Here is a 26,904-nt window from a genome sequence, read left to right on the forward strand (position 1 = left end):
TCGTTCGACTCCACCAAGGCTATGGCGACGGGCCGATTACGGCGCCGAGTCTTCCTGTTGCATGACTGACGCAGTCGGCACGCGACTGGCCACAGGAGTCGTCGGCTCCCCTTCCGGTGCGGAGCAAAGGTTCGTCATCTGGAGAAGGCCATAGCCGAACGTTGCGTCCCGCCCGGGCTGGCCAAGATCGCGCGTATGGCCCTGCACCTGCTTCTGCAAGCCCTCGATGCCCACTTCAGGCTGCGTAGCCCGGACCATCGCCATGGCGGCCGATACGAAGGGAACGGCATAGGAGGTCCCGCTCCTCGCTGTCGTTCCGCCGTTGGACTGAGCCGTTCGGATCTCCACGCCGGGTGCCGAAAAGGCCACGTAGGAGCCCCGGGTCGCGCGCCGGTAGACGTTGAGCTGACGATCCACCGCCGTCACGGCAACGACTCCGGGATAAGCTGCCGGATAGGACGGCTCGGCAGCCGCCCCGTTGTTGCCAACCGCCGCAACGAGGACGATATCCCTCGCCTGGGCCGCTTCGACGGCCTTTCTGAGGATCTCGTTCGGCGGCCCCGACAGGCTGAGGTTGACGACCTTCACGCCGCGGTCGGCAAGCGCCTCCAGCGCGCCGACGAGGGACAGGACGTCGGCCCGGTCCGCCGTACCGCTGCCCTTGGAGAAGGCATCAACGGCAACGAGCCTTGCCCGCGGGATCAGCCCCGGCGCGTCGCTGCCCGGCCGCCCGACGAGGAGCGCCGCGATGGCTGTGCCATGCTCAAGGGAGGAGCTGCCTCCGGTTTCCTTCGGGAGCTTCAACAGCTCGATGGACTGGCCTCTCAGTGCCTCGTGATCCAGATCGATGCCGGTATCGATGAGGCCGATCAGCGCCGGAGACCCGCATTGCTCCGCCTCAGGTGGCGTCCAGCCGACCAGCACCGAGGCGCCGCAGCCCGGATCGGTGCATCCGGAAGCCCGGTCATCCGTCCCGCCTTCCGTGTAATAGTAGGTGTCCATGTCGGCCGACGCTTCGCGGCTGACCCTTTGGACGGCACGTCGAGCCTGCGCGACGGTCATGCCGCTGGGCAGTTGCAGCCGGACGATCCGGGGCGCGATGACGCCACGCGTCTGGGAGGTCAATTTCAGCCCTGAAGCAGCCAGCTTCGTCAAATCCTGGTCCGAGAGCCCCGAGGCGATGATCGAGTTTGACGATTGCCGTGGCTTGGACGCTGAGCCCGTCGGCTGGGCCGGGTTCATCATGCCGGGGGAAGCAGAGCCCACGGCCCGCGGCGACTGAGCCGGCTCGCTGGCGCGCGAGCCGTTGGCGGGGCTGGATCCGCCGCGCGCGGCCGAGCCCGAGCTCTTATCGGGACGGCTTGCTGCACCCTTGCCGTATTGCGCTTTTCCGCCGGCAATAGATGCCTTTCCGGTCTTGCCGGCTGTCGTCTGGCTGTTGGCGACCGTCGGTTTGGTGGGCCGGGCCGGACCGGGCGGGACTGCCGGCGCGCTGTATCCGAACCAGGAATCCTGCCCTCTGGCGATGGCGCCTCTCCCGTTTGCCTCTCCGGCCGCTGCGCGGGAGCGCCCCGGCGCGTCGCCCGATCGACCAGGCACGTCCCCTCGGCTGCTGGAACCACCCCCGGCCGGGTTCCCGTCCGAGGCGAGGCCGCCGCTCATGCCGTGCCCGGCTCCGCTGCCTCCCGATGGGCCCGCTCCACCGCTGCCGGCCCCTCCACCTCTTCCGCCGGCGCTGCCACCTGCATTGCCGTTGCCGGAATTTCCGCCTCCAGGGCTGCCGCCCGCCGATGCCCCGGAATTGCCATGACCACCGTTGCTGTTGCCGTTGCCATTCCCGGAGCCCGCTCCAGCGCCGGAATTGCCTCCGGCGTTGCCGTTCCCGTCGGAATTGCCGTTTCCGCCACCCTTGCCGCCGCCGTTGCCGTTACCAGCGTTGCCGTTCCCGGCGCCGTTTCCGGAGTTTCCGCCATTGCCGTGCCCGCCGGCATTTCCGGCGTTACCATTCCCGCCACCGTTTCCATTCCCGCCGCCGTTTCCGGCACCGTCCCCCGCCTCGGCCAGGGCGCTCGAGCCGATCAGTTGCAGGTCAGTCCCTGAGCGCAGGTCGAATTGCACTTGAACGGGCGCCGCGGCAGCCAGGCCTGCGGTCGTGATCAGGAGATACCGACACCAACGTGCCATTCGTGTTCCTCGTGGCTCATTCCCGGTACGGAGGCGCTGCGAAACCGCTCGGCTTGATAGGCTCGCTCGGCTCAGGGCCCGAAACGCTCCTTGCCTTGATACCTAGCAACACCAGATCCCGTGGGTAGTCGCTCCGACTCAGTCGATCCTCAGAATCTTAAACAATGCAGGCTCGATTGTGTTCGGGGCGCTCACGCCGATCAACGATCCGGCACCTATGCCGGTGCCGAAAGCATCGGGAATAAATTACCCCCCTGCCTCGTTTGTACGGGAAAGGGCGACGCGGAGTAGCGATGCCGGCAGCCATTGGACAGGACCTTGTGGCGCTTCTGCCACGGCTGAGGCGCTTTGCCTTGGTGCTCTGCCGCTCGCCTTCGCTCGCAGACGATCTCGTGCAGGGCGCCTGCGAACGGGCGCTGGCGAATGCCGGAAGCTTCACCCCGGGCACCCGCTTCGACGCCTGGGCCTTCCGCATCCTGCGCAACCATTGGATCGACCATCTAAGGCGCTCAAGGACCGAGGGCATGAGTGAGGACGTGACGGTGCAGACGCATATCGTCGGCGATGCGGGCGAAGAGCCCATTCTGAACAAGCTTTTGCTGGCCGAGGTTCAGCAGATCATCGACGCGATGCCGTCGGAACAGCGGGAAGTGCTGCTCCTCGTCTGCGTCGAGGACCTCGCCTATCGGGAGGCGGCCGAGGTTCTGGGGGTTCCGATCGGCACGGTGATGAGCCGCCTCGCGCGGGCCCGCAAGCGGCTCGTCGAAATGACGGCTGCAGCCTGATGGCGGAGAGGCATATGGCACAGCTTCATTTCAGTGACGAAATCCTCATGGCCTTCGCGGACGGAGAGCTGGAAGAGTTGGTCGCAGCCTCGGTGGAACAGGCCATGGCCGACGATCCGGCCATCGCCCGGCGCGTCGCCGACTTTCTGCGCAGCCGGCGGCTGGTTCGATCGGCCTTTCCCGAGGAAACAGCGGCTGATGTTCCTGCGGCATTGCGGGCCGCGGTCCAGGCCCGGATCGACGGCTTCGAGCCGCCCGCCCATCAGCAGGAACCGGCCACGCCTCCGGCCAAGGGCAGGGCCACCTTCGCGGGGAAGCCGCCGCTCGCAATGGCGCTGGCCGCGAGTGTCGCCGGTCTGGCGATTGCGACGGTCAGCTACCTCGCCGGGCGTCAGAATCCCCTTCCCTCTCAAGCGGCCGGTCCCATTGCCCTCCTTGAGGATCCGCAGGTCAGCCGCATTCTGAGCGACAGTCCTTCGGGACGGGAGCAGGATCTGCCCTTCGGCCGGGTGCGGGTGATTTCGACCTTCCGCGCGGCCGACGGAACCCTGTGCCGTGAGTTCAAGCTCCAGGCTTCATCGGGAACCTCGGACGCCGTAGCATGCCGCAACCGCGGCTGGAGGATCACCTTTGCCTTGGCGGAGGCGACGGGTCCCGGAGCCTATGTCCCGAGCGGCGGAGGGGACCTGATGGAGAGCTATCTTCAGAGTGCCGGCGCCGGCGAGCCGCTCCTGGACGCGGCGGAAATCGAGGCGTTGCGCAAGACCGAACCCTAGCCTGGGCGAAAATTTCGGAATTCGTTCGAAATCCGGGAATAAGACGGGCCGTCATCCGTTCTTCAATGGGCTGGCGTAAGAGGTCTCGCATGCGGACACTATACATCCTGGCCTTTGCGGCATTCCCGCTCGGAGCGATGGCGACCTTGTCCGGTACGGCTCCGGGCCCGACGAAAATCGAGGTGGCGAGCGCGTCCTCAGGCACCCTCAGCGGAGCCGTCTCTGCCGTCAGAAAGATTGCGTCCCATATCCCGACCTCGGGCACCCAGGCCTGGTCGGATCCTCCGCTCACCGATCAGGACGACGTGCGACTCGCGGTCGGAGAGGTCCTGCCTGAAGGAACGGTGCTCTACTCCGTACCGAGGCATGAGTCCTACCGCTATGCCGTCGTTCAAGGACAGAGAGCCATCGTGGACGCGGCTTCGCGGCAGATCGTCTACATCATCCGGTAACGATGGTGGTGCGGAGCAAACCTAAGGCAGTTTCACGGAAATCGAAGAAGGACCATCCGATGCTCTTCGACCAATTCATTGCGAAACAGGGTGGGCAGCAGATCAATCCCACTTCAACCGTCACCCTGAAAATCTGCGCCAGCCCCCTCCTCCGCGCGGGGGTAGAGGAGATGCTGAAGAACACCCGTTTCATCGTCTCGTCCGAACCAACGGATCTCGATGACACGGCGTACGATCTTCTCCTCGTGGACGCGAAGCATCACCCGAATGATCTCGCGAGCCTGATCGCCGCCGCGAAGGAGCGGCATCCGTCGGCCCGTGTCGTGGTTCTGGCGGATCAGTTCGACCTGAACGCCGTGATGACGGCCCGACATGCCGGCGCAGATGGCTTCTGCCTCACGACGACGGGGTGCGATGTCCTCATCCATTCCCTCGAGCTGGTGATGCTGGGGGAGATCGTCGTTCCATCGGACCTGATCCTTGCGATCATGGGTGACGGCGCACGCAAGGTCGAGTGCTCGCACAGGCGCGGGCCGGAAAGTCTGAACGGCATCGATCCGCCGAGGCGCTCCTTGTCCAGCCGGGAAATCGAGATCCTGGGCTGGCTGAAAGAGGGCGCGCCGAACAAAGTCATTGCGCGCAAGCTCAATGTGGCCGAGGCGACCGTGAAGGTGCACATCAAGGCGATTCTCAGGAAGATCGGCGCCGGAAACCGAACCCAGGCGGCGATCTGGGCCGCCGATCATCTGCCGCACGAGGCGGTGATACAGTGACCATCATGCGCAACAGCCCCTGCAGGATCGAAATCGGAAGACGAATGATCAACGAGACGACGCACCCTCACGATATGATGCTGACCTACAATCTGTTCCGCAACAAGGACGTCGCGGATCTTTACTGCGCCGTTCCGCAGGATCAGCCGGTTCCGACATTCCTGACGGAGGACAAGTGGAACTATGACCGCGCGCTGGACGTCAGTACGCTGTCCGGCTTCGACGCCACCGCGGCCAGCGCGTCGGCCAAGATCAACGGCTTCTATCTCTTCCACGTAAGGCCGTGAGCCCTGCATGGCGACGCCGGGCATCCGGCCTGTGGCCATGCCGCTCCCATCGAACCCGAATACGAAAAGGGCGGCCTCATGGGCCGCCCGTTCCGAACGTTCATCAACGCTGCTTACTTGATGACCTGCACGATCTTGTGGCTTTTGGGCTCGACTAGAACCGGAGTGTTGTTCACCACCGTGTACTTGTAGCCCTTCACCTTGTACTCAGACGGCACCTCGTAATACGTCACGCCGGATTCCGGCAGCACCGCACCCACTCGAACCTCTTCCTTATAGGTGTAGGACGGCACCTTCTGGGTCGTTACGTACGAACGGAACTCCGGCTGCTGCTGATCGGCGATGCCGCCCACGATGGCACCCGTCACGCCGCCTACGGCCGCACCGACCGGGCCGCCGACGACCGCGCCGCCCACGGCACCCGTCGCCGCGCCGGCAGCGGCACCACCGGACTGCGCGAAGGCCGCCGCAGGGGCGAGAGAGGCGAGAAGGGCGCCAGCGAAAAGGATCTTCTTCGACATGGATCAACTCCTGATTCATCTCCGGGCTTACTGCCCGCTGCTCAGGAAACGCGTCAGCTCCGTTGCAGTTTCAAATACAAACGGCCATTTTATATGTATAAATCCGCATTCATGAACATGAATGATTGATTAACGCCGCAACTTTGTTTAACGACGACTATGAGCTTGGCTGTTTTCTTTTAGACGCGCCCTGCCGTCCCAGGACAGCTTTTTGCCGCATCAGGAAAACGCGGCGGCTCAGACCGACGCTCTGCCAAGCTTGATCAGAACGGCGGAGCTGCCAGACGCGACGGGAATCCCGTGCTTGGTCGAACAAGCGACGCCATGAAAAGACGAGAGCATCTCCGAGGCAGGCCTCGGTAGCACCCGAGACCCAATGCCGACCGAAAATCAGCGAAGCTGTTGGAAAGAGATGGTGAGCGCGGATGGAATCGAACCATCGACCCGCTGATTAAAAGTCAGCTGCTCTACCGCTGAGCTACGCGCCCATCTCAGACTCTCCGGTCCGGCCAAATCTGCCGCTAATCCCCTGGGATACATAGCTCTTTCCGTTGAGCAGGCACCCAGGAGCCGGAAGCTCGACCGATCGGGCTCGAGGGCCCTCGGAGGTGAGCCCGAAATAGGGTCTCTCGGCTGGCGGGTCAATCAAAAAGGCTTAGTATGGGATCCGAAATCCTCAACCGAGCCGCGGATGGGCTTCATCAGCCCTGCCCGCGCCGCATCCTGGGCACCCCGATGACCGACCCCCGCCTGCCGTACCTGACCGAGTTCGAGCGCAAGATTCTCTGGCTTTCCAGCTGGACCATCCACAACGCCAACCACCTGCGCCCCAACCGGGACGGGCTCAAGGTCGGCGGCCACCAGGCCTCCTCCGCCTCCCTCGCGACGATCATGACGGCGTTGTACCTGGGCGTTCTGCGGCCGGAGGACCGGGTCGCCGTGAAGCCCCATGCGAGCCCGATCTTCCACGCGATCCAGTATCTCCTCGGCAACCAGACCCGGGAGAAGCTGGAGAACTTCCGCGGCTATAAGGGCGCGCAATCCTACCCGTCCCGTACCAAGGACATCGACGACGTGGACTTCTCCACCGGATCCGTCGGCCTCGGCGTGGCCCAGACCCTCTTCTCGAGCCTCGTTCAGGACTACGTGCAGGCCCATTGGGCGAAGGACAAGCCGGAAGGGCGCATGATCGCTCTCGTGGGTGATGCCGAAATGGACGAGGGCAACATCTTCGAGGCGCTGCTCGAAGGCTGGAAGCAGGGCCTGCGCAACACCTGGTGGATCATCGACTACAACCGCCAGAGCCTCGACGCCGTGGTGCGCGAGGGCCTCTACGCCCGCTTCGAATCGCTCTTCCGCTCCTTCGGCTGGGACGTGGTGGTGCTCAAGCACGGCTCGCTGATGCAGGAGGCCTTCCGCGAGCCGGGCGGCGAGCGCCTGCGGGACTGGATCGATTCCTGCCCGAACCAGCTCTATTCCGCCCTCACCTTCCAGGGCGGCGCGGCGTGGCGCAAGCGCCTCCTCGACGACCTCGGCGACCAGGGCGCTGTGACACGCCTCATCGAGAAGCGCTCGGACGAGGAGCTGGCGCGGCTCATGGGCAATCTCGGCGGACACGACCTCTCCAGCCTGCTCCAGGCCTTCGAGTCCATCGACCACGACCGGCCGACCGTGTTCATCGCCTACACGATCAAGGGCATGGGCCTGCCGCTCGCAGGCCACAAGGACAACCACGCGGGCCTGCTCACGCCGACCCAGATGGAGGGCTACCGCGCCGCCGCGAAGGTGCGGCCGGGTCATGAATGGGACAAGTTCGAAGGCTTGAGCCTTCCGCCGGAGGATCTCCAGCGCTTCCTCGATTCCGTCCCGTTCAACGCCCGCGGCCGCCGCCGCTACGAGGCGCCGGTCGTGCCGGTGCCGGAGACCCTGCCGACGCCGTCGCAGCCCTCCATGTCGACCCAGCAGGGCTTCGGATTGATCCTCAACGAGCTCGCGCGCTCCGATCTTCCGCTTGCGGACCGGATCGTCACCACCGCACCGGACGTGACCGTCTCGACCAATCTCGGCGCGTGGGTGAATCGGCGCGGGCTCTTCGCCAAGGAGGAGATGAAGGACATCTTCCGGTCGGAGCGTATCCCCTCCACCTTCACCTGGGATTTCGGCCCCAAGGGCCAGCACATCGAGCTCGGCATCGCCGAGATGAACCTGTTCATTCTGCTCTCGGCGCTCGGCCTGTCTCATTCGGTGTTCGGGGAGCGCATCCTGCCGATCGGGACGCTCTACGATCCCTTCATTGCCCGCGGCCTCGATGCGCTGAACTACGCCTGCTACCAGGACGCCCGCTTCATTGTCGCCGCCACGCCCTCGGGCGTGACGCTCGCGCCTGAAGGCGGTGCGCACCAGTCGATCGGCACGCCGCTGATCGGCCTGGCGCAGGACGGGCTCGCCTCCTTCGAGCCCGCCTTCGTGGACGAGCTGTCCGTCATCCTGCGCTGGGCCTTCGACTATCTGCAGCGCGACGGCGAGGGCGAACCCAACGAACGCTCGTGGCTGCGCGACGAGACCGGCGGCTCGGTCTATCTGCGCCTCTCCACCCGCAGCCTCGACCAGCCGCAGCGAACCATGACGCCTGACTTCACGGCCGACATCGTCGATGGCGCGTACTGGATGCGGAAACCCGGCCCCAATGCGCAGGTCGTCATCGCCTATACGGGCGCGGTGGCGCCCGAGGCCATCGAGGCAGTCGGCCTCATGGCCGAGGACCGGCGCGATATCGGCCTTCTCGCCATCACGTCCGCCGACCGGCTCAATGCAGGCTGGACCGCCGCGCAGCGGGCGCGCGAGCGCGGCCTCGTCCATGCGCGCAGCCATATCGAGCGCCTGCTCGGCGAATTGCAGCCTCATTGCGGGCTGGTGACGGTGGTCGACGGCCATCCGGCGACCCTTGCCTGGCTCGGCTCCGTGATGGGCCACCGCACCCGCTCGCTGGGCGTGGAGCATTTCGGCCAGACCGGCACGGTGCAGGACCTTTACCGCCACTTCGGCATCGACGCGCAGGGCATCATCGCGGCCGCCGAGATGATCGCCCCGGGACGTCCGATCCGGCACCTGAAGGCGCTTGGCTGAAGGACACAGGATGATAGGGACCTATGATCGCCCTGCCCTGACCGGCGGCTGCCAGTGCGGCGCGATTCGGTATGAGGTCGCGGGCGCACCGCACGAGATCTACATTTGCCATTGCGGCGAATGCCGGAAGCAGTCGGCCTCGGCCTTCGGCATCTCGGTCATGGTGCGGAGTGCGGATGTCCGGCTCGTTCAGGGCAAGCCCCGGCGGTGGGCGCGCGGCACGGATTCCGGCCGGACGCTCGCCTGCTTCTTCTGCGTCGATTGCGGCTCGCGCGTGTGGCACGGCGAGAGGGATCGGGCGGAGGAGATCAGCATCAAGGGCGGCTCGCTGGACGAGCCGGTCGATCTGTCGGATGCCATTCACATCTGGACGTCGCGGAAGCTGCCTGGCGTCGTCATCCCGGCAGACGCGCGGCAGTTTCCCGAGGAGCCGGAGGAGAGCTAACGCCGGCTGATTCTCTGGAGGTCGGAGCCGAACCAGCCCATGTTGACGAGGTAGTCGCAGAACACGATCAGCAGGATGAAGGTGCCTCCAAGCTTGAGGGCGCTCATGCCGCGCTCGATGCTCGTGAGCTTCCTCAGCAGCAGCTCCGTCAGGTCATCCCCGGGCTTGTAGTGCTTCATCGTGGCGGCTCCTCGCGTGTCCAGCCACTATCCCGCAGGCCCGCCCCAATTCCTATTCCGGCTGAAGACCGACACGGCATCCGACCATGGTCCAGCCGACCTTCACGCGTTGGTTGCTGCATGGGTTCTGACCGTCAACCCCCGGTCCACCACCCGCGCCGAACTCAGCCTTCCGCGGTCATCGACGTATTGTCGGCATGGTGGCCGATCTCGGCCTTGCCGTCGCGTTCGCCCTTGGCCCAGCCTTCCTTGACCTCGCCCACGTAGGTCTCCAGCCGCCCCTCGGCGATCGCCTTGCGCAGGCCGGCCATCAACTCCTGGTAATAGGCCAGGTTGTTCCAGGTGAGCAGCATCATGCCGAGGATCTCGTTGGAGCGGACGAGATGGTGCAGATAGGCGCGCGAATAGGTGTTCGACGCCGTGCACTTCGATTCCGGATCGAGCGGTCGAGTGTCCTCGGCGAAGCGCGCGTTGCGCAGGTTCATGCGGCCGTGCCGAGTGAAGACCTGCCCATGGCGGCCGGCGCGGGTCGGCATTACGCAGTCGAACATGTCGACTCCGCGTCGCACCGCCTCCACGATATCGTCCGGCGTGCCTACCCCCATGAGGTAGCGGGGCTTCTCCTTGGGCATGTGCGGCTCGACCGTCTCGATCATGCGCAGCATCACGTCCTGCGGTTCGCCCACCGCAAGGCCGCCGATGGCGTAGCCCTTGAGGCCGAGATCCGCGAGTTCCCTGGCGCTTTCGATGCGCAGCCGCTCGACCGCGCCGCCCTGGACGATGCCGAACATTGCCTTGCCCGGCTGCTCGCCGAAGGCGACGCGGCAGCGCTCCGCCCACCGAAGGGACAAGTGCATGGCCTTCTCGGCGATCTCGTCCGAGCAGGGCAGCTTCACGCATTCGTCGAGCTGCATCTGGATGTCGGAGCCGAGCAGCCCCTGGATTTCGATGGAGCGCTCCGGCGTCAGCACATGGGTCGAGCCGTCGATATGCGACTGGAAGGTGACCCCGGTCTCGTCAATCTTGCGGAGGGCCGACAGCGACATGACCTGAAAGCCGCCGGAGTCGGTGAGGATCGGATAGGGCCAGTTCATGAACTGGTGCAGGCCGCCAAGCCGCGCCACGCGCTCCGCGCCGGGGCGCAGCATCAGATGGTAGGTGTTTCCGAGCACCACGTCGGCGCCGAGCGCCTTCACCTGGTCGGGATACATCGCCTTCACGGTCGCGGCCGTGCCCACCGGCATGAAGGCGGGCGTGCGGATGACGCCACGCGGCATGCGGATCTCTCCCGTACGCGCCGCGCCGTCGGTCTTGCTGACGGTGAAGGTGAAGGTGTCCGTGGTCATGCATACCTCATGGTGTCATCCCCGGCCGGAAGCAGTGAAGCTGCTGGAGGGGAAAGGAATCCACCGTCCCGAATGCCTCATATGTGAATCCCGTTCCCGACCTGTCGGGTCGCAAGGGATGACACACGCTTCAACGCCGGAACAGCAAACTCGAATCGCCATACGAGTAGAAGCGATAGCCCGTTTCGATGGCATGGGCATAGGCCGCGCGCATGCGCTCCAGGCCCGCGAAGGCCGAAACGAGCATGAAGAGCGTCGAGCGCGGCAGATGGAAATTGGTCATGAGCACGTCCACCGCCTTGAAGCGGTAGCCGGGCGTGATGAAGATCGCCGTGTCGCCGGAGAACGGCGCGATCGTGCCGTCCTCCCGCGCGGCGCTCTCCAGAAGACGCAGCGACGTGGTGCCGACAGCCACGATGCGGCCTCCCCGCGCCCGCGCCTCGTTGAGCGCCCGAGCCGTCGCCTCGGTGACGGTGCCCCATTCCGCATGCATCCTGTGCTCGGCGGTGTCCTCAGCCTTCACGGGCAGGAAGGTTCCGGCCCCCACATGGAGCGTCACGAAGTGCCGCGCGATGCCGCGCTCTTCAAGTCGGCGGAACAGGCTTTCGGTGAAATGCAGGCCGGCGGTCGGCGCCGCGACGGCTCCCTCGTCCTTGGCATAGACCGTCTGATAGTCGCGCAGGTCCTTGTCGTCGGTCGGTCGTTTTCCGGCGATGTAGGGCGGCAGCGGCAGTTCGCCGAGCCGGGCGATGGCCTCGTCGAGGAAAGGCCCCGAGAAGGAGAACCGGAGCCTGACGTCGCCGCCCTCCCCCTTCTCCTCGACCTCGGCATCGAGGCGCACGAGTTCGCAGGCCGTGCTCTCGGCCGCCTCGCCGAAGCGGATGCGATCGCCCACGTTCAGCTTCTTGGCCGGGCGCGCGAAGGCGCGCCAGCTATCCGCACTCTCGCGCTTGTGCAGCATGATCTCGACCCGCGCCGCCGTCTCCTCGCGTACGCGCAAGCCGTAGAGGCGGGACGGGATAACCTTGGTGTCGTTGAGCACAAGCACGTCGCCGGGCTGCAGGAGGTCCGGCAGATCCCGCACGAACCGGTCCTCGAATGGGCTCTCGTCGGGCCGCACCACGAGCATGCGCGCAGCATCCCGCGGCTCCACGGGGCGGAGCGCGATGCTGCTTTCAGGAAGGTCGAAATCGAAGAGGTCGACGCGCATGTGATTGTTTGAGTGTACCAGTCGTCATTCCGGGGCGCGCCTTGGCGCGCCCTGGAGCGATAAAGTTGATTAAGCAGCGTCCGCCGCGACCTTCATGGAGACGATGCGGTCGGGATCGCGCACGGGCTCGCCACGCTTGATCTTGTCCACGTTCTCCATGCCCTCGGTCACCTTGCCCCAGACCGTGTACTGCTTGTCGAGGAAGCGGGCGTCGTCGAAGACGATGAAGAACTGCGAATTCGCCGAGTGCGGCTGGTTGGTGCGCGCCATCGAGCACACGCCTCGCACATGCGGCTCGGCGTTGAACTCGGCCTTCAGGTCCGGCAGATCGGAGCCGCCCGTGCCGGTACCGGTCGGGTCGCCGGTCTGGGCCATGAAGCCCTCGATCACCCGGTGGAACGGCACGTTGTCATAGAAACCCTGGCGGGCCAGGGTCTTGATGCGCTCCACGTGGTTCGGCGCGAGGTCGGGGCGCAGCTCGATGACCACTCGGCCCTTGGTGGTCTCCATGATGATGGTGTTTTCGGGATCTGCCATCGGAATCTCCTGTTCTGGCGTGATGGGGTCGTTCGGGTGCCGGTCCGCCCACGTGAAGCGCATTCACATGGGACGGGTGTCGACGAAGCGGATGGCGAAAATGCGCCCGGCAATGGCCTTGCCGAAGCTTTCCGTGAAGGGGAGCGGCGCGCAGCGCCCGAAGGCCTCGCGCACGGAGCGGGTGAAGGGCTCTCGCTGCTCCGCCTCCGCTCCCGGCTTGTAGTAGGTGATGCGGGGCGTACCCAGCACCTCGCCGTTGCGCTTGAAGCTCACGCGCAGGGTGATCTCCTGGCCCGAGAAGTCGTTCTCCGATGGCGGGCGCCAGCAGGCCTCGAGGGTTTGGAACACCTCGCGCAGGGTGTTGACGCGCCGCAGCGGCTCCCGGTCCTGCCGCGGATGCACGTTTCCGATGATGCCCTCGGGCAACGGCCGCATTGGCTGGAGCTCCTCCTCCCAGAAATAGGGATCGGCGAAGGGCGAGTTGGGCCCGGGCTGAGCCCTCGCGCCCCCTGCCGCTCCTCCCGCAAGGAGGAGCGCCATGCAGAGCCCGTGGGCTCCGGCCAGAGGGCGGGACGGCATCACCGAAAGCCGTCCGTTATTTGGCGTCGGCGGCGAGCTGCATCTTCACGATCTTGTCGGGGTTCTGGACCATTCCGTTGGCGGCCGCATCGCCCTTCTTGATCTTGTCGGCCACATCCATGCCGGACACGACCTCGCCGAAGAGCGTGTACTGACCGGTGAGAGGCCCGCAGCCCTCGTAGCAGATGAAGAACTGGCTGTTGGCCGAGTTCGGGCTCTGCGAGCGGGCCATGCCGACCGAGCCGCGCTTGTATTGGGTCTGGGAGAATTCAGCCGGAATATTGGGCAGGTCGGACTTGCCGGTGCCGGTGCCGGTCGGGTCGCCCGTCTGGGCCATGAAGCCGGCAATCACCCGGTGGAACGGCACGCCGTTGTAGAAACCCTGCTTCGTCAGCGTCTTGATCTGCTCCACATGCTTCGGGGCCAGGTCCGGGCGAAGGCGGATCGTGATGCGGCCGTCCTTGGTGTCGAGATAGATCGTGTTCTGCGGGTCGTTGGCCTGCTGGGCGGCGGCCGGAACGAGGCCGGCGAGCACGATCGCCCCGGCTGCGAGCAAACGCTTCATGGATGGTCTCTCCTTGGAATTACGGCGTCATGGCCGCTTGAATTTGGCCCCTAACCGCTCGGCGACAAGACCCGGCACGAAGGCCGAGACGTCGCCGCCCATGGCCGCGATCTGGCGGACAAGCGTGGCCGTGATGGGGCGGACGGGGGGCGAGGCTGCGAAAAACAGGGTCTGGACCTCGGGCGCCATGGCGGCGTTCATGGAGGCCATCTGGATCTCATAGTCGAAATCCGTGCCGTCGCGCAGGCCGCGGACGATGAGGGAGGCTCCATGCCGCCGGGCGGCGTCGACGGCGAGATCGTCGAAGGTCGTCACCTCCAGCTCGACACCCTGTCCGGCCAGAAGCGGCCCGCAGACCGCGCGCAGCAGCTCCGCCCGCTCCTCTGCGGTGAAGATCGGCGTCTTGGAGGAATGGACCCCGATGGCCACGACGATGCGGTCAGCCACCCGGCAGGCCTGGCGCAGGACGTCCAGGTGGCCATTGGTGACGGGGTCGAAGCTGCCGGTATAGAGCGCGGTTCGGGTCATGCGCCCAAGGCGTAGCTTGAGACGGGCTCAAGGGCAAGCGGAGCCCGCGAGGCTCAGTGATCCGGGAGGAGCGTGCCCGACATCAGCCGCTTCGGGTTATCGGTCGTTCGCGGCCGAGTCCTCGCCGTGCATCGCGCCCTTGGCCATGGCGTCGACGAGCTCCACGAGCTTGTGCCGCAGCCGGCTATCCTCGATGGACGCGAAGGCCCTCGCGAGGCGGAAGCCTTCGTTGGTGCCGAGGATATCGAGCACCGAACCTTCCGTATCATTGCCCAGCTTCGGCTCGTCCGAGAGGCCCTCGAAGAAATAGGCGGCCGGAACGCCCAGCACCTCTCCGATGCACTGGAGCCTGCCCGCGCTGATCCGGTTCGTGCCCCGCTCGTACTTCTGGACCTGCTGGAAGGTCACGCCGAGCGCGTCCCCCAGCTTTTCCTGGCTCATTCCGAGCAGCATCCGCCTCTTGCGGATGCGGCTTCCGATATGGACATCGGCGCCGCTCGGCGCCTTCTTGTGCTCGCTCACCTAGAATCATCCCTATTGCAACAGGCGCGGACGGGATGGGGCTACGAAGCTCAGGATGCGGCCCAGCTCGTCCTGCAGACGCTTCTGGTCGTCTCCGGGCATGCCGGCGATCCGATCCGTCAGATAGGCGTGGATCCGGCCCCAATCTCCACCGAAGCGCTCAACTGCCTCCTGACATATCTCAGTAAGAGTTGAGGGCACACAACTATTGCTTTCAGTCACGACCCGCTCCCGTTCAACATTGGTGTAGAACTGCGCCACATCTCATCGTCTTCAAAGCTTCGAGGCAGCTGTGATCATTAGCCCGATACCTATCGGAAAATTCAAGGGGCTACCTTATGGAGACGACGGAATCCAACGCTGGTCATCATGACAACCTGATCCGGGTCGAGATCGTCACGACGCCGGAGCAACTTCTCCATGCCTATGCGATCCGGGCCATCTGCTTCATGGAGGAGCACGGGGTGGCGGCCCGCCAGACCTACGACGGCAACGACTACCAGGCCACGCACGTCATCGTGTATGCGGGCGACGAGCCGGTGGGAACGGCGCGGATCCGGTGGTTCAGGGATTTCGCCAAGATGGAGCGGACAAGCTTCAGGCAGCAATGGCGCAACCCGCGGACGGTCAAGCGCTGCGCCGAGTTCATCTTCGAGCACATCAGCCGCAAGGGCTATGACCGGGTCATCACCCATGCAAAGCCCAAATACGCGCGGCTCTGGCGCACGCTGCTCGGCTTCAGACCGGCCGAGGGCAAGGAGCCGCTTCTCTTCGCCGGCCACGACGAGCCGTATGTCGAGCTCGTGAAGGAGCTTGCGCCGCCGCCCAATGCGATCACCCAGGCTTCGGACGCGGCCGTGCTCTTCCGGATAGAAGGGCACTGGGACGCGAAATCCGAATTCGAAGCCGGTAAGATCTGACGCTCGCTCCCACGCGCAGGGCACGATCATGAACCAGTTTCGATCCCACCTCCAGCAGATCGTCGCCCTGCGCACGGCCATGTTCGAGAAGCTGCTGTTCGACTCGGACAGCGATGTCCCGGTCGAGCTCGCCGAACTGTTCGAGGATACAGGCAATGTCTACCTGAGGCTCTCCGAGAGCATCTGCCGGCATTATCTTGGACGCCGGGACCTAGAGGTTGAAGAGCATCTTGATGCCGGCATCGAACCGGCTCGGCGGCGGGTTCAGGCGAAGCGTCGGGCCGAACCACGGGTTCGCAGGGCCAAACATCTCGCAGAGCCACGCAAAGACGAGCCGGACCGGGCGTGAATTCAAGCGCTCGGTCAGAGCCAGGGCATAGAGCGGGATCGAGATCCTCACGTCCAGATCGAGCGGGACCGCGTCCCGCTCGAGAATCGTGTAGTTCCCTAGGAGGCCGATGCCGAGCCCGGCCTTCACGAGCATGCCGTAGGCCATGGGGTTGTCGCAGACATGCGCGATCCGACCCTGCTCAACGGCCCGGATCCAGGCGTCCCACAGGCCCGTCCTTGCCGTGTAGTAGTCCGACTGCAGGAAGAGGTGGTCGGTCAGGTTGGTCCGGGTCGGAATGCCATGCTGCTGGATGTAGGACTTCGCGACGACCGGGATGAAGTGCAGGTGCCCGAGGCGGCGGTACGAGATGTCGGCTGCATCGACCGGGCTGAACCCGATCATCAGATCGGTCTGGTTCTCCCGAAGGCTGACCACGTTGGCCGGGCTCTTCAGATGGAGCTGGACCTTCGGATGCTCCGCCGAAAAAGACTGGATCGCCGGAGCGATGAAGAAGGTGTTGAGCCCGTCCGTGACGCTGACGCGGACCACCCCTTCCGCCTCCTTCGACTCGGCCCTCAGGTCGTTGGTGAGGGCGAAGAGGGAATGGTCGAGCTTGGTCAGGGCCTGGGCGAGCGCCTGGCCCTTGGCCGTGAGCTTGACGCCGTTCTTCGTTGGCACGAAGAGCTGGGACCCCATCAGGTCCTGAAGCCGGCGCACCTGGCGGCTCACGGTCGGCTGGCTGGTGTTCAGCACCTCAGCCGCCCGGTTGAACGACTTCGCCTTGGCGACCGCCAGGAAGACGCGCAACTCCCCCCAGAACTGCCCGCTCAGGAGGTTCTCGTCGTCGAGCGGCGACCTGACGAGGTTCCGCTGATCCGGATCGAAGGGCTTCATGACGACTCGCAAAATATCAGGTTATTAAACTATATAACGTATATATGCTCAACTCCAGGTGTGAAAAGCCTTTTGCCGTCATTCAGCAGTTTCGAACACTTGGTGCGCTCCCGCACCGCCGCGCTTGCCTTCCCGTGCGAAAACCCTCTCGGCCTTGAAAAGGAGGGTCGCATGATTGCTCGGTTCTTCGTCGTTGTGGTGACCGCGGTTCTGGTGCTGAGCCCGGCCGCGCTGGCGCTGGCGCAGGCCTCGCATTGATCCGGGAGAGCGCAAGCACGTTGACGGCCGCGGCTTCGGCGGGTAACAATCCCCTCATGATCACGCGCCTCAACCACTTCGCAAAGTATTTTACGCTGTCCCCATAGGGCGGCTGCGTTTGGTTGTGACCTGACGATCCATGCCGCCGCATTCCGGCGGCGTTTTCTTGTTCAGGATCGGTCTCCGGTCTGCGGCTCACCCCGCAAGCCCCGGAGACGACGATGACGACATCCACCTCCCCCTTCCTGAAGACCCTCGCCGAGCGCGGCTTCATCCATCAGTGCACGGATCTCGCGGCTCTCGACGAGAGACTCGCGGGCGGGCCTGTCGCAGCCTATATCGGCTTCGACGCCACGGCCGACAGCCTGCACGTGGGCAGCCTCGTGCAGATCATGGCCCTGCGCTGGCTTCAGAAGTCCGGCCACAAGCCGGTCGTACTGATCGGCGGCGGCACGAGCCAGATCGGCGATCCGAGCTTCCGCGATGCGAGCCGACCGCTCCTGGACGAGGCGCAGATCGCACGGAATATCGAGGGTTTGAAGACGGTCTTCTCCCGCTACCTCACCTTCGGCGACGGGCCGACGGATGCCGTGATGGTCGACAATGCGGTCTGGCTCGACCCCTTGCGCTACCTGCCGTTCCTGCGCGACTTCGGCACGCATTTCACCATCAACCGGATGCTGAGCTTCGACAGCGTGCGCCTCAGGCTCGAGCGCGAGCAGCCGCTGACCCTGCTCGAATTCAACTACATGGTGCTGCAGGCCTTCGACTTCCTCGAACTGTCGCGCCACCAAGCCTGCGTGCTGCAGATGGGCGGGTCGGACCAATGGGGCAATATCGTGAACGGCATCGAGCTCGCCCGCCGCATCGACGGGCGCCAGCTCTTCGGGCTCACCACGCCGCTGCTCACCACATCGGTCGGCACGAAAATGGGCAAGACCGCCTCGGGCGCCATCTGGCTGAATCCGGAGCGCCTGAGCCCCTACGCGTTCTGGCAGTTCTGGCGCAACACGGAGGACGACGACGTCGCCCGCTTCCTGCGCCTCTTCACCGAGCTGCCCCTCGACGAGGTGCAGCGCCTCGGGCGACTTCAGGGCGCGGAGCTCAACGAGGCGAAGGGCATTCTCGCCACCGAGGTCACGCGGCTTGCTCATGGAGAGGAAGCCGCGCGGGAGGCGGAAGCCACGGCGCACCGCACCTTCGTCGAGGGTGCATCCCCCAAGGGCCTTCCGAGCATCGACGTGCCGGCGGCCGATCTCGAGGCCGGGCTCCCGGTCGCGACCCTGCTGCATCTGGCGGGGCTGAGCGCCTCGCGCAGCGAAGGTCGGCGCCTGATCAAGGGCGGCGGCGCCAAGCTCAACGGGGATGCCGTAACGGATGAGGCAGCCGTCGCGACATCCGCCGACCTGCGCGACGGCTCTCTCGTGCTGACGGCGGGGCGTAAGCGCTACGCGGTGGTGCGCGCCGCGTGATCGAGGCGGAACATCCCTCATTCCGGGCTCGGCCAGTGCTGCCCGGAATGACGGTGGGTGGATCCGAACAAGAAAATGGCCGGGACTGAGCCCGGCCATTCGGTATCTGCCAGAAAAGCGGGAGCGGCTTACTCCTCGCCGCCCTCCGCGACGTCGCCGCCGGCATCGCCGTTAGCTTCGATCTCGTCGCCCTCGTCGTCCTCGCCCTCGATGTGCTCCACCGAGACGACCTTCTCCTTGCCCTTGGTGGAGAAGACTGTGACGCCCTGCGAGTTGCGGCCGACGATGCGGATGTCGTCGACGGGCACGCGGATCAGCTGGCCGCCGTCGGTGACGAGCATGATCTGGTCCGAATTCTCGACCGGGAACGAGCCCACGAGCTCGCCGTTGCGGCCGTTGACCGCCATGGCCGTGATGCCTTTGCCGCCGCGGTTGGTGATGCGGTACTCGTAGGACGAGGTGCGCTTGCCGTAGCCCTTCTCGGAGAGGGTCAGGATGAACTGCTCCTGCGCGCTCATCTCCGCGTAGCGTTCCATCGACAGGGCCTCGGCGGCGACGTTCTCCTCGTCGCTCCCATTGCCGTTCTCAGGCCCGTTCTCGCCGTTGGACTGGTCGCCCGCGATGGCGCGGCGCATCTTGAGATAGCCCGCGCGCTCCTCGCCGGTCGCCTCCACGTGGCGCAGGATCGCCATGGAGATGATCCGGTCGCCGTCGGCAAGGTTGATGCCGCGCACGCCCATGGAATCGCGCCCCTTGAAGACGCGCACGTCCGTGACCGCAAAGCGGATGCACTGGCCCCGCGACGTGGTGAGCAGCACGTCGTCGTTCTCCGTGCAGATCTGCACGTCAACGATGTGCTCGCCCTCGTCGAGCTTCATGGCGATCTTGCCGCCGCGGTTGACCTGCACGAAGTCCGACAGTTTGTTGCGGCGCACCGTCCCGCGGGAGGTGGCGAACATCACGTCGTACTTGTCCCAGGTCGCCTCGTCCTCGGGCAGGGGCATGATGGTGGTGATGCGCTCGCCTTGGGCGAGCGGCAGCATGTTCACCAGAGCCTTGCCCTTGGCGTTCGGAGCGGCGAGCGGCAGACGCCACACCTTCTCCTTGTAGGCCTGGCCCTCGGACGAGAAGAACAGCACCGGCGTGTGGGTGTTGGCCACGAACAGGCGGGTGACGAAATCCTCGTCTCGGGTCGCCATGCCGGAGCGGCCCTTGCCGCCGCGGCGCTGCGCCCGGTAGGTCGAGAGCGGCACGCGCTTGATGTAGCCGGCGTGGGACACGGTCACGACCATGTCCTCGCGGGCGATCAGGTCCTCGTCGTCGACGTCCGAATCCCAGTCCACGATCTGGGTCTTGCGCGGGGTCGCGAAGGAGTTGCGGACGTCCGTCAGCTCGTCCCGGATGATGCCCATGATGCGCACGCGCGAGCGCAGGATCTCAAGATAGTCCGAGATCTCGGCCGCGAGCTTCGACAGCTCGTCGCCGATCTCGTCCCGGCCCAGCGCGGTGAGGCGCTGCAGGCGCAGGTCGAGGATGGCGCGGGCCTGGGTCTCGGAGAGGCGGTAGGTGCCGTCGTCATTGATCTTGTGGCGCGGGTCGTCCACGAGCGCGATGAGGGGCGCGATATCCTGGGCCGGCCAGTCGCGGCCCATGAGGGCTTCGCGGGCGGCGTTCGGATCGGGGGCGGTGCGGATGAGGCGGATCACCTCGTCGATGTTCGCGACCGCGATGGCGAGGCCGCACAGGACGTGGGCGCGCTCGCGGGCCTTGCCGAGCAGGAACTTGGTGCGGCGGGAGACCACCTCCTCGCGGAACTCCACGAAGGCCCGGATCAGGTCCTTCAGGGTCATCTGCTCGGGGCGGCCGCCGTTGAGCGCCACCATGTTGGCGCCGAAGCTCGTCTGCAGCGGCGTGTAGCGGTAGAGCTGGTTGAGCACCACGTCCGCCATGGCGTCGCGTTTGATCTCGACCACAATGCGCATGCCGTCGCGGTCGGATTCGTCGCGCAGGTCCGAGATGCCCTCGATCTTCTTGTCGCGCACGAGCTCCGCGATCTTCTCGATCAGGGAGGCCTTGTTCACCTGGTACGGGATCTCGGTGAAGATCAGCGCCTCGCGGTCCTTGCGGATCTCCTCCACCTCGGACTTAGCCCGCATGATGATGGAGCCGCGGCCCGTGGTGTAGGCGGACTTGATGCCCGCGCGGCCGAGGATGAGGGCGCCCGTCGGGAAGTCGGGGCCCGGGATGATCTCGATGAGCTCGTCGGCCGAGATGTCGGGGTTCTCGATGAAGGCCAGGCAGCCGTCGATCACCTCGCCCAGGTTGTGGGGAGGCATGTTGGTGGCCATGCCGACCGCGATTCCGCCAGCGCCGTTGACGAGGAGGTTCGGGAAGCGGGCGGGCAGAACCGCCGGTTCGTGCTTCGACTCGTCGTAGTTGGGCGTGAAGTCGACCGTGTCCTTGTCGATGTCGTCGAGGAGCGGCATCGCCGCCTTGGTCAGGCGGGACTCGGTATAGCGCATGGCCGCCGGCGGGTCGCCGTCGACCGAGCCGAAATTGCCCTGCCCGTCCACGAGCATGAGGCGCAATGAGAAGTCCTGCGCCATGCGCACGAGGGCGTCGTAGATCGCGCTGTCGCCGTGCGGGTGGTACTGACCCATCACGTCGCCGACGATGCGGGCGGACTTCACGTATTTCTTGTCGGGCGTGTAGCCGTTCTCGTGCATCGAGTAGAGGATGCGCCGGTGCACGGGCTTGAGGCCATCGCGGGCGTCGGGGAGAGCGCGGCTCACGATCACGCTCATGGCGTAATCGAGGTAGGAGCGCTTCATCTCGTCGACGATGGAGATCAGCTTCACGTCGCTGGCCGGCTGATCCCCCGCGGGACCGCCGGAGCGGATGTCGTTCGGATCGGTCAAGGTTGGTCTTTCTTAAAACGTCTGCCCCTTCGCGAGAGGCGGCTTCCATGCCGCTCCGTCAGCTGTCAGGCAGCCCACGCGAATCCAAGTGAAATCAACTCGTTAGATGGGCGATTACGAGCCATTTTTCAAGGCATTTCAGGGGTTTTCCAAAGGATGGACGAGCCTTTCTGCGGCCAAATGGCCGCACCTGCCGAAGGTATCCTTTGGAAAGCGTTCGTGGCGCGGTTCCCATCTCGATGGGGCGCCCTCTGAAGCGGAAAGGAATCCTTGGTGTCGCATCGGTTTGTGGATCCCCGTCCCGGTCCTGCGGACCGCCGGGGATGACACGGGTGGGCTGACAAAGCGCACGGGTGAGCGGGCCCGGGGCCAAGTGGCGCCGGGCCTGGAGCAGTTGAGGGGGCGCGAGAGGCGATCCGGCTCGAAGGGTGGTGGTGGGTGGAAGAGCCGGATGGCCCCTCGCGCACGGTTCTTTTGGGCGGAACAGGCGGCGCTGGTCCGAGAGGCGCCGCAGACGGACGCCGCCCCATGAGCGGCCGGGTCTGCGACCGGCTCCGGTCCCGAGGCTGGTGCCTGGGCCTCCCGCCGGATGAGGCTGCGTGACCGCACCCGCGGGACCGTGTCCGCTCCCACAGATCAAGACGCCTCGCGAGCGTGCCCCTCGGTGGACCAGACCACCACGGTATAGCCTAGCTTTGGTCAGCCACCAAGAACAAAGCGGGACCATTTTCGTATCCGCCGTCGCCCCACCCCCTCGCCCCGACTCCTTCCCCCCGGACGGGCCAGCCGGCTCCGAGGCGGGGCGGCCCTCTCTTGGCTTGCTGCCAAGCTCGGGTCATGGCATCAGTGACGTAACGAAATAAGGGGGCAGTGGAATGGATTGGATCATCTGGGCCGTGATAGGCCTCGTCGTGCTGTTCGGGATCTGGACCTACAACGGCCTCGTGACCCTCCGCGCACGGGTCAACCAAGCCTTCGCCGACATCGACGTGCAGCTGAAACAGCGTCACGACCTCATCCCGAACCTGATCGAGACGGTGAAGGGCTACGTCGCCCACGAGCGCGGGACCCTGCAGGCGGTGGTCGAGACCCGCAACGCCGCCCTCAAGGCTCATGGCCCGGCCGAACAGGCCGCCGCCGAGAACGCCCTCTCGGGAGCGTTGGGACGCCTGGTGGCCCTCGGCGAGGCCTATCCGGACCTCAAGGCCAGCGCCAACTTCCAGCAATTGCAGACGGATCTGGCGGACATCGAGGACAAGCTCGCGGCGGCTCGGCGCTTCTTCAACAACGCGGTCGCGGAATACAATGCCGCCATCCAGCACTTTCCGGCTGTGCTCTTCGCGGGACTGATGGGCTTCCGGGCCCAAACCTTCTTCGACGTTGGAGAGACCCAGCGCCAGGCCCTCGAAACCCCGCCCAAGGTGGCGTTCTGAGCCCGTGTTCCAAGCCTTCGGACTTTACACCCACATCCAGGCCAACCGGCGGCGCTCGGCCCTCCTCATCGCCGGGCTCTTCGTCCTGTTCTATCTCCTCGCCTTCGGGCTCGCGATCCTGCGGCGGGCGTGGCTCGACGGCGGAACGGGCGCGTTCGAGGCGATCCTCTCGGCTTCCCTGCGGGACTGTCTGTGGGTCGCGCCCGCCATCACTGTCGGCGTCGCCCTGTGGGTCTGGTGCGGGTTCCGGCTCAACACCTTCATCCTCAACCTGACGACGGGCTCCCGGGAGGTCGACCGCAGCAATGCGCCGCGGGCCTTTCACCTCCTCCAGTCCCTCTGCATCTCCCGCGGGATGAGCGTCCCGAAGCTCCGCATCCTGGAGGTGGAGGCGCCGAACGCCTTCGCGTCCGGCGTCCGGCCGGACCAGTACACCATCACACTGACCCGCGGCCTCCTCGACGCGCTGGACGACCGTGAACTCGAGGCGGTGCTCGCCCATGAGCTCACCCATATCCGCAACGGGGACGTGCGCACCATGATGGTCGCCGTGCTGGTGGTCGGCATCATTTCGTTCCTGGGCGAGCTGATCTACCGGGTCCTGTGCGAGAGCCCGGGCCTTTGGCGCCTGTCCTCGTCCCGGAACACTTCGGACAAGGGCGGAGGCGGCGGCCGGATCGCCGCCATCCTGGTTGCGCTTCTCTTCATCGTGATCGCCTGGCAGCTGTCGATCGTGATCCGCTTCGCCCTCTCCCGCCGGCGCGAATATATCGCGGATGCGGGCGCGGTCGAGTTGACCAAGAACCCAAATGCAATGATCTCGGCGCTGCGGAAGATCGACCGCAAGGGCGAAATCGAAGGCGTGCCCTCCGCGGTGATGGAGCTCTGCCTCGACAACCCACGTTCCGGCTTCTCGGACCTGTTCGCGACTCATCCCAGCATCGAGAAGCGCATCGACGCCCTGGTGCGCTATGCGGGCGGCCAGGCGGTCATCGCCCCGGCGGTGGCGGAGACCGAGGCTCCGGCGGCGTGAAACCGCACTCGCCCCGCGCGTGAAGTGCACTAGAAATCTAGCGTAGCGCTGGCGGGAACAGGATGAGTTGCCTACGTTTCCCTCCAGAATTGATCCCTCCCGAACGGCCTTTGGCCCGGAGCCCGAGCAGCCCGATGAACGACAGCCTGACCAGACCCTTTGCCGCTGCTCAACGGACGAGGTGGCCAAGTGGAACTGGGGAAATGGCGGAACGCATCCGCGACCACGACTGGGGTGCGACGGCGCTCGGGCCCATCGACGCGTGGCCGCAGAGCCTGCGGACTGTGGTCGAGCTCATGCTCAATGCGCGCCAACCGGCCTATGTCGCCTGGGGACCGGACCTCGTCTCGCTCTACAATGACAGCCTCATTCCCGTCGTCGGCAGCAAGCATCCCGCGGGCCTGGGCCAGCCGTTCGCAGAGCTGTGGGCTGAGATCTGGGACGAGTACCGGCCGGTCGTTGCGGCCACGATGGCGGGAGAAGCGCAGTATTTCGTCGATCGGCCTGTTGCCCTCTCCGGCCGGCCGGACCGGCCAGTCAGCTGGTTCACCTTCTCGTGGACACCCCTGCGGGACGAGACGGGGGCAGTGGCCGGCTTCTACTGCGCCGCCACGGAAACGACCGAGAAGGTTCGCGCAGAGACGGCTCTGCGCAAGAGCAGCGATGCCGCGCTGCGCCAGAGCGAGGCCCGCTATCGCACGCTTTTCGAAACCATGGACGAAGGGTTCTGCATCCTCCAGCTCATCTTCGACCAGGATGGGACGCCGGTCGATTATCGCTTCCTGGAGACGAACCCGGCGTTCGAGCGACAGACGGGCCTGAAGGCCGCTCTCGGCAGGACGATCCGCGAACTCGTGCCCGATCTCGAAGCGTCCTGGTTCGAGATCTACGGCAAGGTCGCGCTGACCGGTGAACCGACCCGTTTCGTCAATCAGGCCGAGCCGATGCGCCGCTGGTTCGACGTCCATGCTTTCAGGGTCGGCGAACCCGCCCAGCATCAAGTTGCGGTCCTTTTCAACGACATCACCGCCCGCAAGCAGGCCGAGGAGGCCCTGCGCCGGAGCGAAGCACGCCTCAGGGGCGCTTTCGCGATCAGCACGGTCGGCGCGCTGTTCTGGGACGAAGACTTCCGCCTGATCGACGCAAACGATGCCTTCCTGCGCATGAGCGGCTACAGCCGCGACGAGGTGCTCGGCAGGAGGTGGCAGGAGCTGACGCCCGATGAGTTCCATGCTCCTTCCAACAAGGCGGTCGACGAAATCGTCACGCGCGGCGAATGCACCCCTTACGAGAAGCAGTATTTCCGCAAGGACGGGTCCCGCTGGTGGGGGCTTTTCGCAGCCCGGAAAGTGGGTAGCGAAGCCGTCGAGTTCGTCCTGGACGTCACGGATCACAGGGAGGCTGAGACGCGGCTGCGCGAAAGCGAGGCGCGGCTGAGCCAGGTACAGGAGGCGGCGAGGATCGGCAGCTTCGAATTCGATCGCCGCACCGGCAGGGCCGCCACATCGCGCGAGTACCTCGATCTCTATGGCCTGCCGGAGGACCGCTCGGGCACCTTTGACTATCACGACTGGCTTGGCCTCGTGCACCCTGAGGACCGCCCCTGGGTCGAAGCGGAAACCCGCGCCGCTGTCGCCAACCCTGCGTGCGCTCAGCTCGACTACGACTTCAGGATCAAGCGTGCCGACAATGGTGAGACGCGCTGGATCGCGGCAAGGACCCGGCTCCTGCGCGATGCGGACGGGCGCTTCGTCCGGTCGCTGGGTGCGCAATGGGACGTGACGGACGACAACAAGGCGGCGGCGGCCCTGCGCGAGAGCGAGGCCAGGTTCCGGCATATGGCCGATTCCGCGCCGGCGCTGATCTGGATGACCGACGAGGATGGCAAGTTCAACTTCGTCAACATGCACTTCGAGCACATCTTCGGCCGCCCGGCATTCGACATGATGGGAGACGGCTGGCACGAGGTCGTCCACCCGGATGACCTGCCTGACTTCGAGCGCGACTTCCTTGCGTGCTTCGCTGCTCGAAAGCCGTTCCGGCGGGAAGTACGGGTCTATGACCGGCACGGGGCCGTGCGGTGGCTGCGGTGCGAGGGCGTTCCGCGCCTCGATGACACCGGCCACTTCCTCGGCTTTACCGGCTGCAACGTCGACATCACCGAAGCGAAGGTCGCCGAGGAGCGCCGTGACCTCCTGATCAACGAGCTGAACCACAGGGTGAAGAACACGCTCGCGACCGTGCAGTCCATCGCGAGCCAGACCCTGCGCAACACGGAGACCGCCGCGGAGGCCAAGGAGGCCATCGAGGGCCGCCTTCTGGCCCTCTCGCGGGCGCACGATGTCCTGACGCGGGAGAACTGGGAGGGAGCGGATCTCTACGCAATCGTTCGCCAGGCGGTTGAGCCCTACTCGAGCCGTGGCGAGGACCGGCTGCACCTCAGCGGTCCCAAGGTGCGTCTCAGTCCGCGCACCGCCCTATCCTTCGCCATGTTGCTTCAGGAGCTGGCGACCAATGCGGTGAAGTACGGAGCCCTGTCCAACGAGACGGGCGAGGTCCGCATCGCCTGGGAGACCGAGCCGGATACACCTGAACCGCGGCTCCATCTGCGCTGGGAAGAGAACGGCGGCCCCCCGGTCAGCACCCCGTCGCGCCGCGGGTTCGGCACGCGCCTGATCGAGCGCAGCCTCGCGCACGATCTCGACGGCGATGTCCACATCGCCTTCGCGCCCGCCGGCCTGGTCTGCACCGTGGCGGCCCCGCTGGGCCACAAAGCCGACCAGTAAGCGCGGCGGCCGCTCCCGTCTTTTTCGTGAACCCTCCCGTCACC

The 26,904-nt window shown here is 65.6% G+C and carries 27 protein-coding genes and 1 tRNA gene; 14 read left to right on the forward strand and 14 right to left on the reverse strand.

Annotated features, from left to right (window positions below; all coding sequences use genetic code 11):
• Nucleotides 1–36 precede the first annotated feature (36 nt).
• Nucleotides 37–1,662, reverse strand: coding sequence for a S8 family serine peptidase (locus DES45_RS25095; RefSeq protein WP_170151440.1), 1,626 nt, complete (start codon nucleotides 1,660–1,662; stop codon nucleotides 37–39).
• Between the two features lie 144 nt (nucleotides 1,663–1,806).
• Between DES45_RS25095 and DES45_RS24760 the strand changes: the two genes are divergently transcribed.
• From DES45_RS24760 to DES45_RS09545, 6 genes are all read left to right on the forward strand, one after another.
• On the forward strand, nucleotides 1,807–2,100 hold the full coding sequence (locus DES45_RS24760) for a hypothetical protein (RefSeq protein ID WP_147282377.1): 294 nt from the start codon (nucleotides 1,807–1,809) through the stop codon (nucleotides 2,098–2,100).
• Nucleotides 2,101–2,477: 377 nt separating this feature from the next.
• Nucleotides 2,478–2,969: an RNA polymerase sigma factor gene (locus DES45_RS09530; protein ID WP_114769752.1), complete on the forward strand. Its 492-nt coding sequence runs from the start codon at nucleotides 2,478–2,480 to the stop codon at nucleotides 2,967–2,969.
• A 14-nt stretch (nucleotides 2,970–2,983) separates the two neighbouring features.
• Nucleotides 2,984–3,745: an anti-sigma factor gene (locus DES45_RS25100; RefSeq protein ID WP_170151441.1), complete on the forward strand. Its 762-nt coding sequence runs from the start codon at nucleotides 2,984–2,986 to the stop codon at nucleotides 3,743–3,745.
• A gap of 89 nt (nucleotides 3,746–3,834) precedes the next feature.
• Entirely contained in the window at nucleotides 3,835–4,197 is a 363-nt protein-coding gene (locus DES45_RS25105) for a DUF1236 domain-containing protein (protein WP_170151442.1), read from the forward strand.
• Between the two features lie 59 nt (nucleotides 4,198–4,256).
• The gene (locus DES45_RS09540) at nucleotides 4,257–4,970 is read left to right on the forward strand and encodes a LuxR C-terminal-related transcriptional regulator (RefSeq protein ID WP_170151443.1); all 714 of its coding nucleotides are present in this window, start codon (nucleotides 4,257–4,259) and stop codon (nucleotides 4,968–4,970) included.
• 44 nt (nucleotides 4,971–5,014) lie between these two features.
• Nucleotides 5,015–5,257 carry a hypothetical protein gene (locus DES45_RS09545; protein WP_245571655.1) on the forward strand — a complete coding sequence of 81 codons (243 nt, stop codon included), beginning with the start codon at nucleotides 5,015–5,017 and terminating at the stop codon, nucleotides 5,255–5,257.
• A 113-nt stretch (nucleotides 5,258–5,370) separates the two neighbouring features.
• On the opposite strand, the gene DES45_RS09550 is transcribed toward DES45_RS09545, so the two are convergent.
• On the reverse strand, nucleotides 5,371–5,778 hold the full coding sequence (locus DES45_RS09550; RefSeq protein WP_114769755.1) for a DUF1236 domain-containing protein: 408 nt from the start codon (nucleotides 5,776–5,778) through the stop codon (nucleotides 5,371–5,373).
• A gap of 413 nt (nucleotides 5,779–6,191) precedes the next feature.
• Nucleotides 6,192–6,266, reverse strand: a tRNA-Lys gene (locus DES45_RS09555).
• 247 nt (nucleotides 6,267–6,513) lie between these two features.
• Between DES45_RS09555 and DES45_RS09560 the strand changes: the two genes are divergently transcribed.
• Both DES45_RS09560 and DES45_RS09565 read left to right on the forward strand, forming a co-directional pair.
• The gene (locus DES45_RS09560; RefSeq protein ID WP_114769981.1) at nucleotides 6,514–8,904 is read left to right on the forward strand and encodes a transketolase-like TK C-terminal-containing protein; all 2,391 of its coding nucleotides are present in this window, start codon (nucleotides 6,514–6,516) and stop codon (nucleotides 8,902–8,904) included.
• A 10-nt stretch (nucleotides 8,905–8,914) separates the two neighbouring features.
• On the forward strand, nucleotides 8,915–9,349 hold the full coding sequence (locus DES45_RS09565; protein ID WP_114769756.1) for a GFA family protein: 435 nt from the start codon (nucleotides 8,915–8,917) through the stop codon (nucleotides 9,347–9,349).
• Here the strand turns inward: DES45_RS09565 and DES45_RS09570 are convergent.
• The 9 genes from DES45_RS09570 to DES45_RS09610 all read right to left on the reverse strand — a co-directional run bounded on the left by DES45_RS09570 (nucleotide 9,346) and on the right by DES45_RS09610 (nucleotide 15,076).
• Nucleotides 9,346–9,528, reverse strand: a complete 183-nt coding sequence (locus DES45_RS09570; protein ID WP_114769757.1) for a hypothetical protein — start codon at nucleotides 9,526–9,528, stop codon at nucleotides 9,346–9,348. The two genes, DES45_RS09565 and DES45_RS09570, sit on opposite strands and share 4 nt — an antisense overlap.
• 164 nt (nucleotides 9,529–9,692) lie before the next feature.
• Nucleotides 9,693–10,874 carry a tRNA guanosine(34) transglycosylase Tgt gene (tgt, locus tag DES45_RS09575; protein WP_114769758.1) on the reverse strand — a complete coding sequence of 394 codons (1,182 nt, stop codon included), beginning with the start codon at nucleotides 10,872–10,874 and terminating at the stop codon, nucleotides 9,693–9,695.
• 130 nt (nucleotides 10,875–11,004) lie between these two features.
• Entirely contained in the window at nucleotides 11,005–12,084 is a 1,080-nt protein-coding gene (gene queA, locus DES45_RS09580; protein ID WP_114769759.1) for a tRNA preQ1(34) S-adenosylmethionine ribosyltransferase-isomerase QueA, read from the reverse strand.
• Nucleotides 12,085–12,153: 69 nt separating this feature from the next.
• On the reverse strand, nucleotides 12,154–12,621 hold the full coding sequence (locus tag DES45_RS09585; protein WP_114769982.1) for a peptidylprolyl isomerase: 468 nt from the start codon (nucleotides 12,619–12,621) through the stop codon (nucleotides 12,154–12,156).
• A gap of 63 nt (nucleotides 12,622–12,684) precedes the next feature.
• Entirely contained in the window at nucleotides 12,685–13,200 is a 516-nt protein-coding gene (locus DES45_RS09590) for a hypothetical protein (RefSeq protein ID WP_147282378.1), read from the reverse strand.
• Nucleotides 13,201–13,216: 16 nt separating this feature from the next.
• Nucleotides 13,217–13,765, reverse strand: a complete 549-nt coding sequence (locus tag DES45_RS09595; RefSeq protein ID WP_114769761.1) for a peptidylprolyl isomerase — start codon at nucleotides 13,763–13,765, stop codon at nucleotides 13,217–13,219.
• Between the two features lie 27 nt (nucleotides 13,766–13,792).
• Nucleotides 13,793–14,293, reverse strand: a complete 501-nt coding sequence (gene coaD, locus DES45_RS09600) for a pantetheine-phosphate adenylyltransferase (protein ID WP_114769762.1) — start codon at nucleotides 14,291–14,293, stop codon at nucleotides 13,793–13,795.
• 96 nt (nucleotides 14,294–14,389) lie between these two features.
• Complete coding sequence (locus DES45_RS09605; protein ID WP_114769763.1) at nucleotides 14,390–14,815, reverse strand: helix-turn-helix domain-containing protein; 426 nt, start codon at nucleotides 14,813–14,815, stop codon at nucleotides 14,390–14,392.
• A gap of 12 nt (nucleotides 14,816–14,827) precedes the next feature.
• Nucleotides 14,828–15,076, reverse strand: a complete 249-nt coding sequence (locus tag DES45_RS09610; protein WP_114769764.1) for a hypothetical protein — start codon at nucleotides 15,074–15,076, stop codon at nucleotides 14,828–14,830.
• 77 nt (nucleotides 15,077–15,153) lie between these two features.
• Between DES45_RS09610 and DES45_RS09615 the strand changes: the two genes are divergently transcribed.
• Nucleotides 15,154–15,735 carry a GNAT family N-acetyltransferase gene (locus DES45_RS09615; RefSeq protein ID WP_114769765.1) on the forward strand — a complete coding sequence of 194 codons (582 nt, stop codon included), beginning with the start codon at nucleotides 15,154–15,156 and terminating at the stop codon, nucleotides 15,733–15,735.
• A 211-nt stretch (nucleotides 15,736–15,946) separates the two neighbouring features.
• On the opposite strand, the gene DES45_RS09620 is transcribed toward DES45_RS09615, so the two are convergent.
• The gene (locus tag DES45_RS09620; protein WP_114769766.1) at nucleotides 15,947–16,960 is read right to left on the reverse strand and encodes a LysR family transcriptional regulator; all 1,014 of its coding nucleotides are present in this window, start codon (nucleotides 16,958–16,960) and stop codon (nucleotides 15,947–15,949) included.
• Between the two features lie 99 nt (nucleotides 16,961–17,059).
• Between DES45_RS09620 and DES45_RS25110 the strand changes: the two genes are divergently transcribed.
• Both DES45_RS25110 and tyrS read left to right on the forward strand, forming a co-directional pair.
• On the forward strand, nucleotides 17,060–17,218 hold the full coding sequence (locus DES45_RS25110; RefSeq protein ID WP_170151444.1) for a hypothetical protein: 159 nt from the start codon (nucleotides 17,060–17,062) through the stop codon (nucleotides 17,216–17,218).
• A gap of 221 nt (nucleotides 17,219–17,439) precedes the next feature.
• The gene (gene tyrS / locus DES45_RS09625; RefSeq protein WP_114769767.1) at nucleotides 17,440–18,690 is read left to right on the forward strand and encodes a tyrosine--tRNA ligase; all 1,251 of its coding nucleotides are present in this window, start codon (nucleotides 17,440–17,442) and stop codon (nucleotides 18,688–18,690) included.
• A 128-nt stretch (nucleotides 18,691–18,818) separates the two neighbouring features.
• Here the strand turns inward: tyrS and gyrA are convergent, their stop codons facing one another.
• Nucleotides 18,819–21,521, reverse strand: coding sequence for a DNA gyrase subunit A (gene gyrA, locus DES45_RS09630; RefSeq protein WP_245571676.1), 2,703 nt, complete (start codon nucleotides 21,519–21,521; stop codon nucleotides 18,819–18,821).
• Nucleotides 21,522–22,483: 962 nt separating this feature from the next.
• On the opposite strand from gyrA, the gene DES45_RS09640 reads away from it, so the two are divergent.
• The 3 genes from DES45_RS09640 to DES45_RS09650 all read left to right on the forward strand — a co-directional run bounded on the left by DES45_RS09640 (nucleotide 22,484) and on the right by DES45_RS09650 (nucleotide 26,860).
• Nucleotides 22,484–23,041: a LemA family protein gene (locus DES45_RS09640; protein ID WP_114769769.1), complete on the forward strand. Its 558-nt coding sequence runs from the start codon at nucleotides 22,484–22,486 to the stop codon at nucleotides 23,039–23,041.
• A 4-nt stretch (nucleotides 23,042–23,045) separates the two neighbouring features.
• A complete protein-coding gene (locus DES45_RS09645) occupies nucleotides 23,046–24,074 on the forward strand; it encodes a M48 family metallopeptidase (protein ID WP_114769770.1) in 1,029 nt (342 codons plus the stop codon).
• Between the two features lie 203 nt (nucleotides 24,075–24,277).
• Nucleotides 24,278–26,860, forward strand: a complete 2,583-nt coding sequence (locus DES45_RS09650) for a PAS domain S-box protein (RefSeq protein ID WP_170151445.1) — start codon at nucleotides 24,278–24,280, stop codon at nucleotides 26,858–26,860.
• The last annotated feature ends 44 nt before the right edge of the window (nucleotides 26,861–26,904 follow it).

Origin of the sequence: Microvirga subterranea (assembly GCF_003350535.1) — a bacterium.
GTDB classification, from domain to species: domain Bacteria; phylum Pseudomonadota; class Alphaproteobacteria; order Rhizobiales; family Beijerinckiaceae; genus Microvirga; species Microvirga subterranea.

Excerpts from the sequence above, each read along its gene's own strand:
- DES45_RS25095 (WP_170151440.1), bottom strand. The coding sequence starts at position 1,662 with ATGAGCGGCGGCCTCGCCTCGGACGGGAACCCGGCCGGGGGTGGTTCC.
- DES45_RS24760 (WP_147282377.1), top strand. The coding sequence starts at position 1,807 with ATGACCACCGTTGCTGTTGCCGTTGCCATTCCCGGAGCCCGCTCCAGC.
- DES45_RS09530 (WP_114769752.1), top strand. The coding sequence starts at position 2,478 with ATGCCGGCAGCCATTGGACAGGACCTTGTGGCGCTTCTGCCACGGCTG.
- DES45_RS25100 (WP_170151441.1), top strand. The coding sequence starts at position 2,984 with ATGGCACAGCTTCATTTCAGTGACGAAATCCTCATGGCCTTCGCGGAC.
- DES45_RS25105 (WP_170151442.1), top strand. The coding sequence starts at position 3,835 with ATGCGGACACTATACATCCTGGCCTTTGCGGCATTCCCGCTCGGAGCG.
- DES45_RS09540 (WP_170151443.1), top strand. The coding sequence starts at position 4,257 with ATGCTCTTCGACCAATTCATTGCGAAACAGGGTGGGCAGCAGATCAAT.
- DES45_RS09545 (WP_245571655.1), top strand. The coding sequence starts at position 5,015 with ATGATCAACGAGACGACGCACCCTCACGATATGATGCTGACCTACAAT.
- DES45_RS09550 (WP_114769755.1), bottom strand. The coding sequence starts at position 5,778 with ATGTCGAAGAAGATCCTTTTCGCTGGCGCCCTTCTCGCCTCTCTCGCC.
- DES45_RS09560 (WP_114769981.1), top strand. The coding sequence starts at position 6,514 with ATGACCGACCCCCGCCTGCCGTACCTGACCGAGTTCGAGCGCAAGATT.
- DES45_RS09565 (WP_114769756.1), top strand. The coding sequence starts at position 8,915 with ATGATAGGGACCTATGATCGCCCTGCCCTGACCGGCGGCTGCCAGTGC.
- DES45_RS09570 (WP_114769757.1), bottom strand. The coding sequence starts at position 9,528 with ATGAAGCACTACAAGCCCGGGGATGACCTGACGGAGCTGCTGCTGAGG.
- tgt (WP_114769758.1), bottom strand. The coding sequence starts at position 10,874 with ATGACCACGGACACCTTCACCTTCACCGTCAGCAAGACCGACGGCGCG.
- queA (WP_114769759.1), bottom strand. The coding sequence starts at position 12,084 with ATGCGCGTCGACCTCTTCGATTTCGACCTTCCTGAAAGCAGCATCGCG.
- DES45_RS09585 (WP_114769982.1), bottom strand. The coding sequence starts at position 12,621 with ATGGCAGATCCCGAAAACACCATCATCATGGAGACCACCAAGGGCCGA.
- DES45_RS09590 (WP_147282378.1), bottom strand. The coding sequence starts at position 13,200 with ATGCCGTCCCGCCCTCTGGCCGGAGCCCACGGGCTCTGCATGGCGCTC.
- DES45_RS09595 (WP_114769761.1), bottom strand. The coding sequence starts at position 13,765 with ATGAAGCGTTTGCTCGCAGCCGGGGCGATCGTGCTCGCCGGCCTCGTT.
- coaD (WP_114769762.1), bottom strand. The coding sequence starts at position 14,293 with ATGACCCGAACCGCGCTCTATACCGGCAGCTTCGACCCCGTCACCAAT.
- DES45_RS09615 (WP_114769765.1), top strand. The coding sequence starts at position 15,154 with ATGGAGACGACGGAATCCAACGCTGGTCATCATGACAACCTGATCCGG.
- DES45_RS09620 (WP_114769766.1), bottom strand. The coding sequence starts at position 16,960 with ATGAAGCCCTTCGATCCGGATCAGCGGAACCTCGTCAGGTCGCCGCTC.
- tyrS (WP_114769767.1), top strand. The coding sequence starts at position 17,440 with ATGACGACATCCACCTCCCCCTTCCTGAAGACCCTCGCCGAGCGCGGC.
- gyrA (WP_245571676.1), bottom strand. The coding sequence starts at position 21,521 with ATGAAGCGCTCCTACCTCGATTACGCCATGAGCGTGATCGTGAGCCGC.
- DES45_RS09640 (WP_114769769.1), top strand. The coding sequence starts at position 22,484 with ATGGATTGGATCATCTGGGCCGTGATAGGCCTCGTCGTGCTGTTCGGG.
- DES45_RS09650 (WP_170151445.1), top strand. The coding sequence starts at position 24,278 with ATGGCGGAACGCATCCGCGACCACGACTGGGGTGCGACGGCGCTCGGG.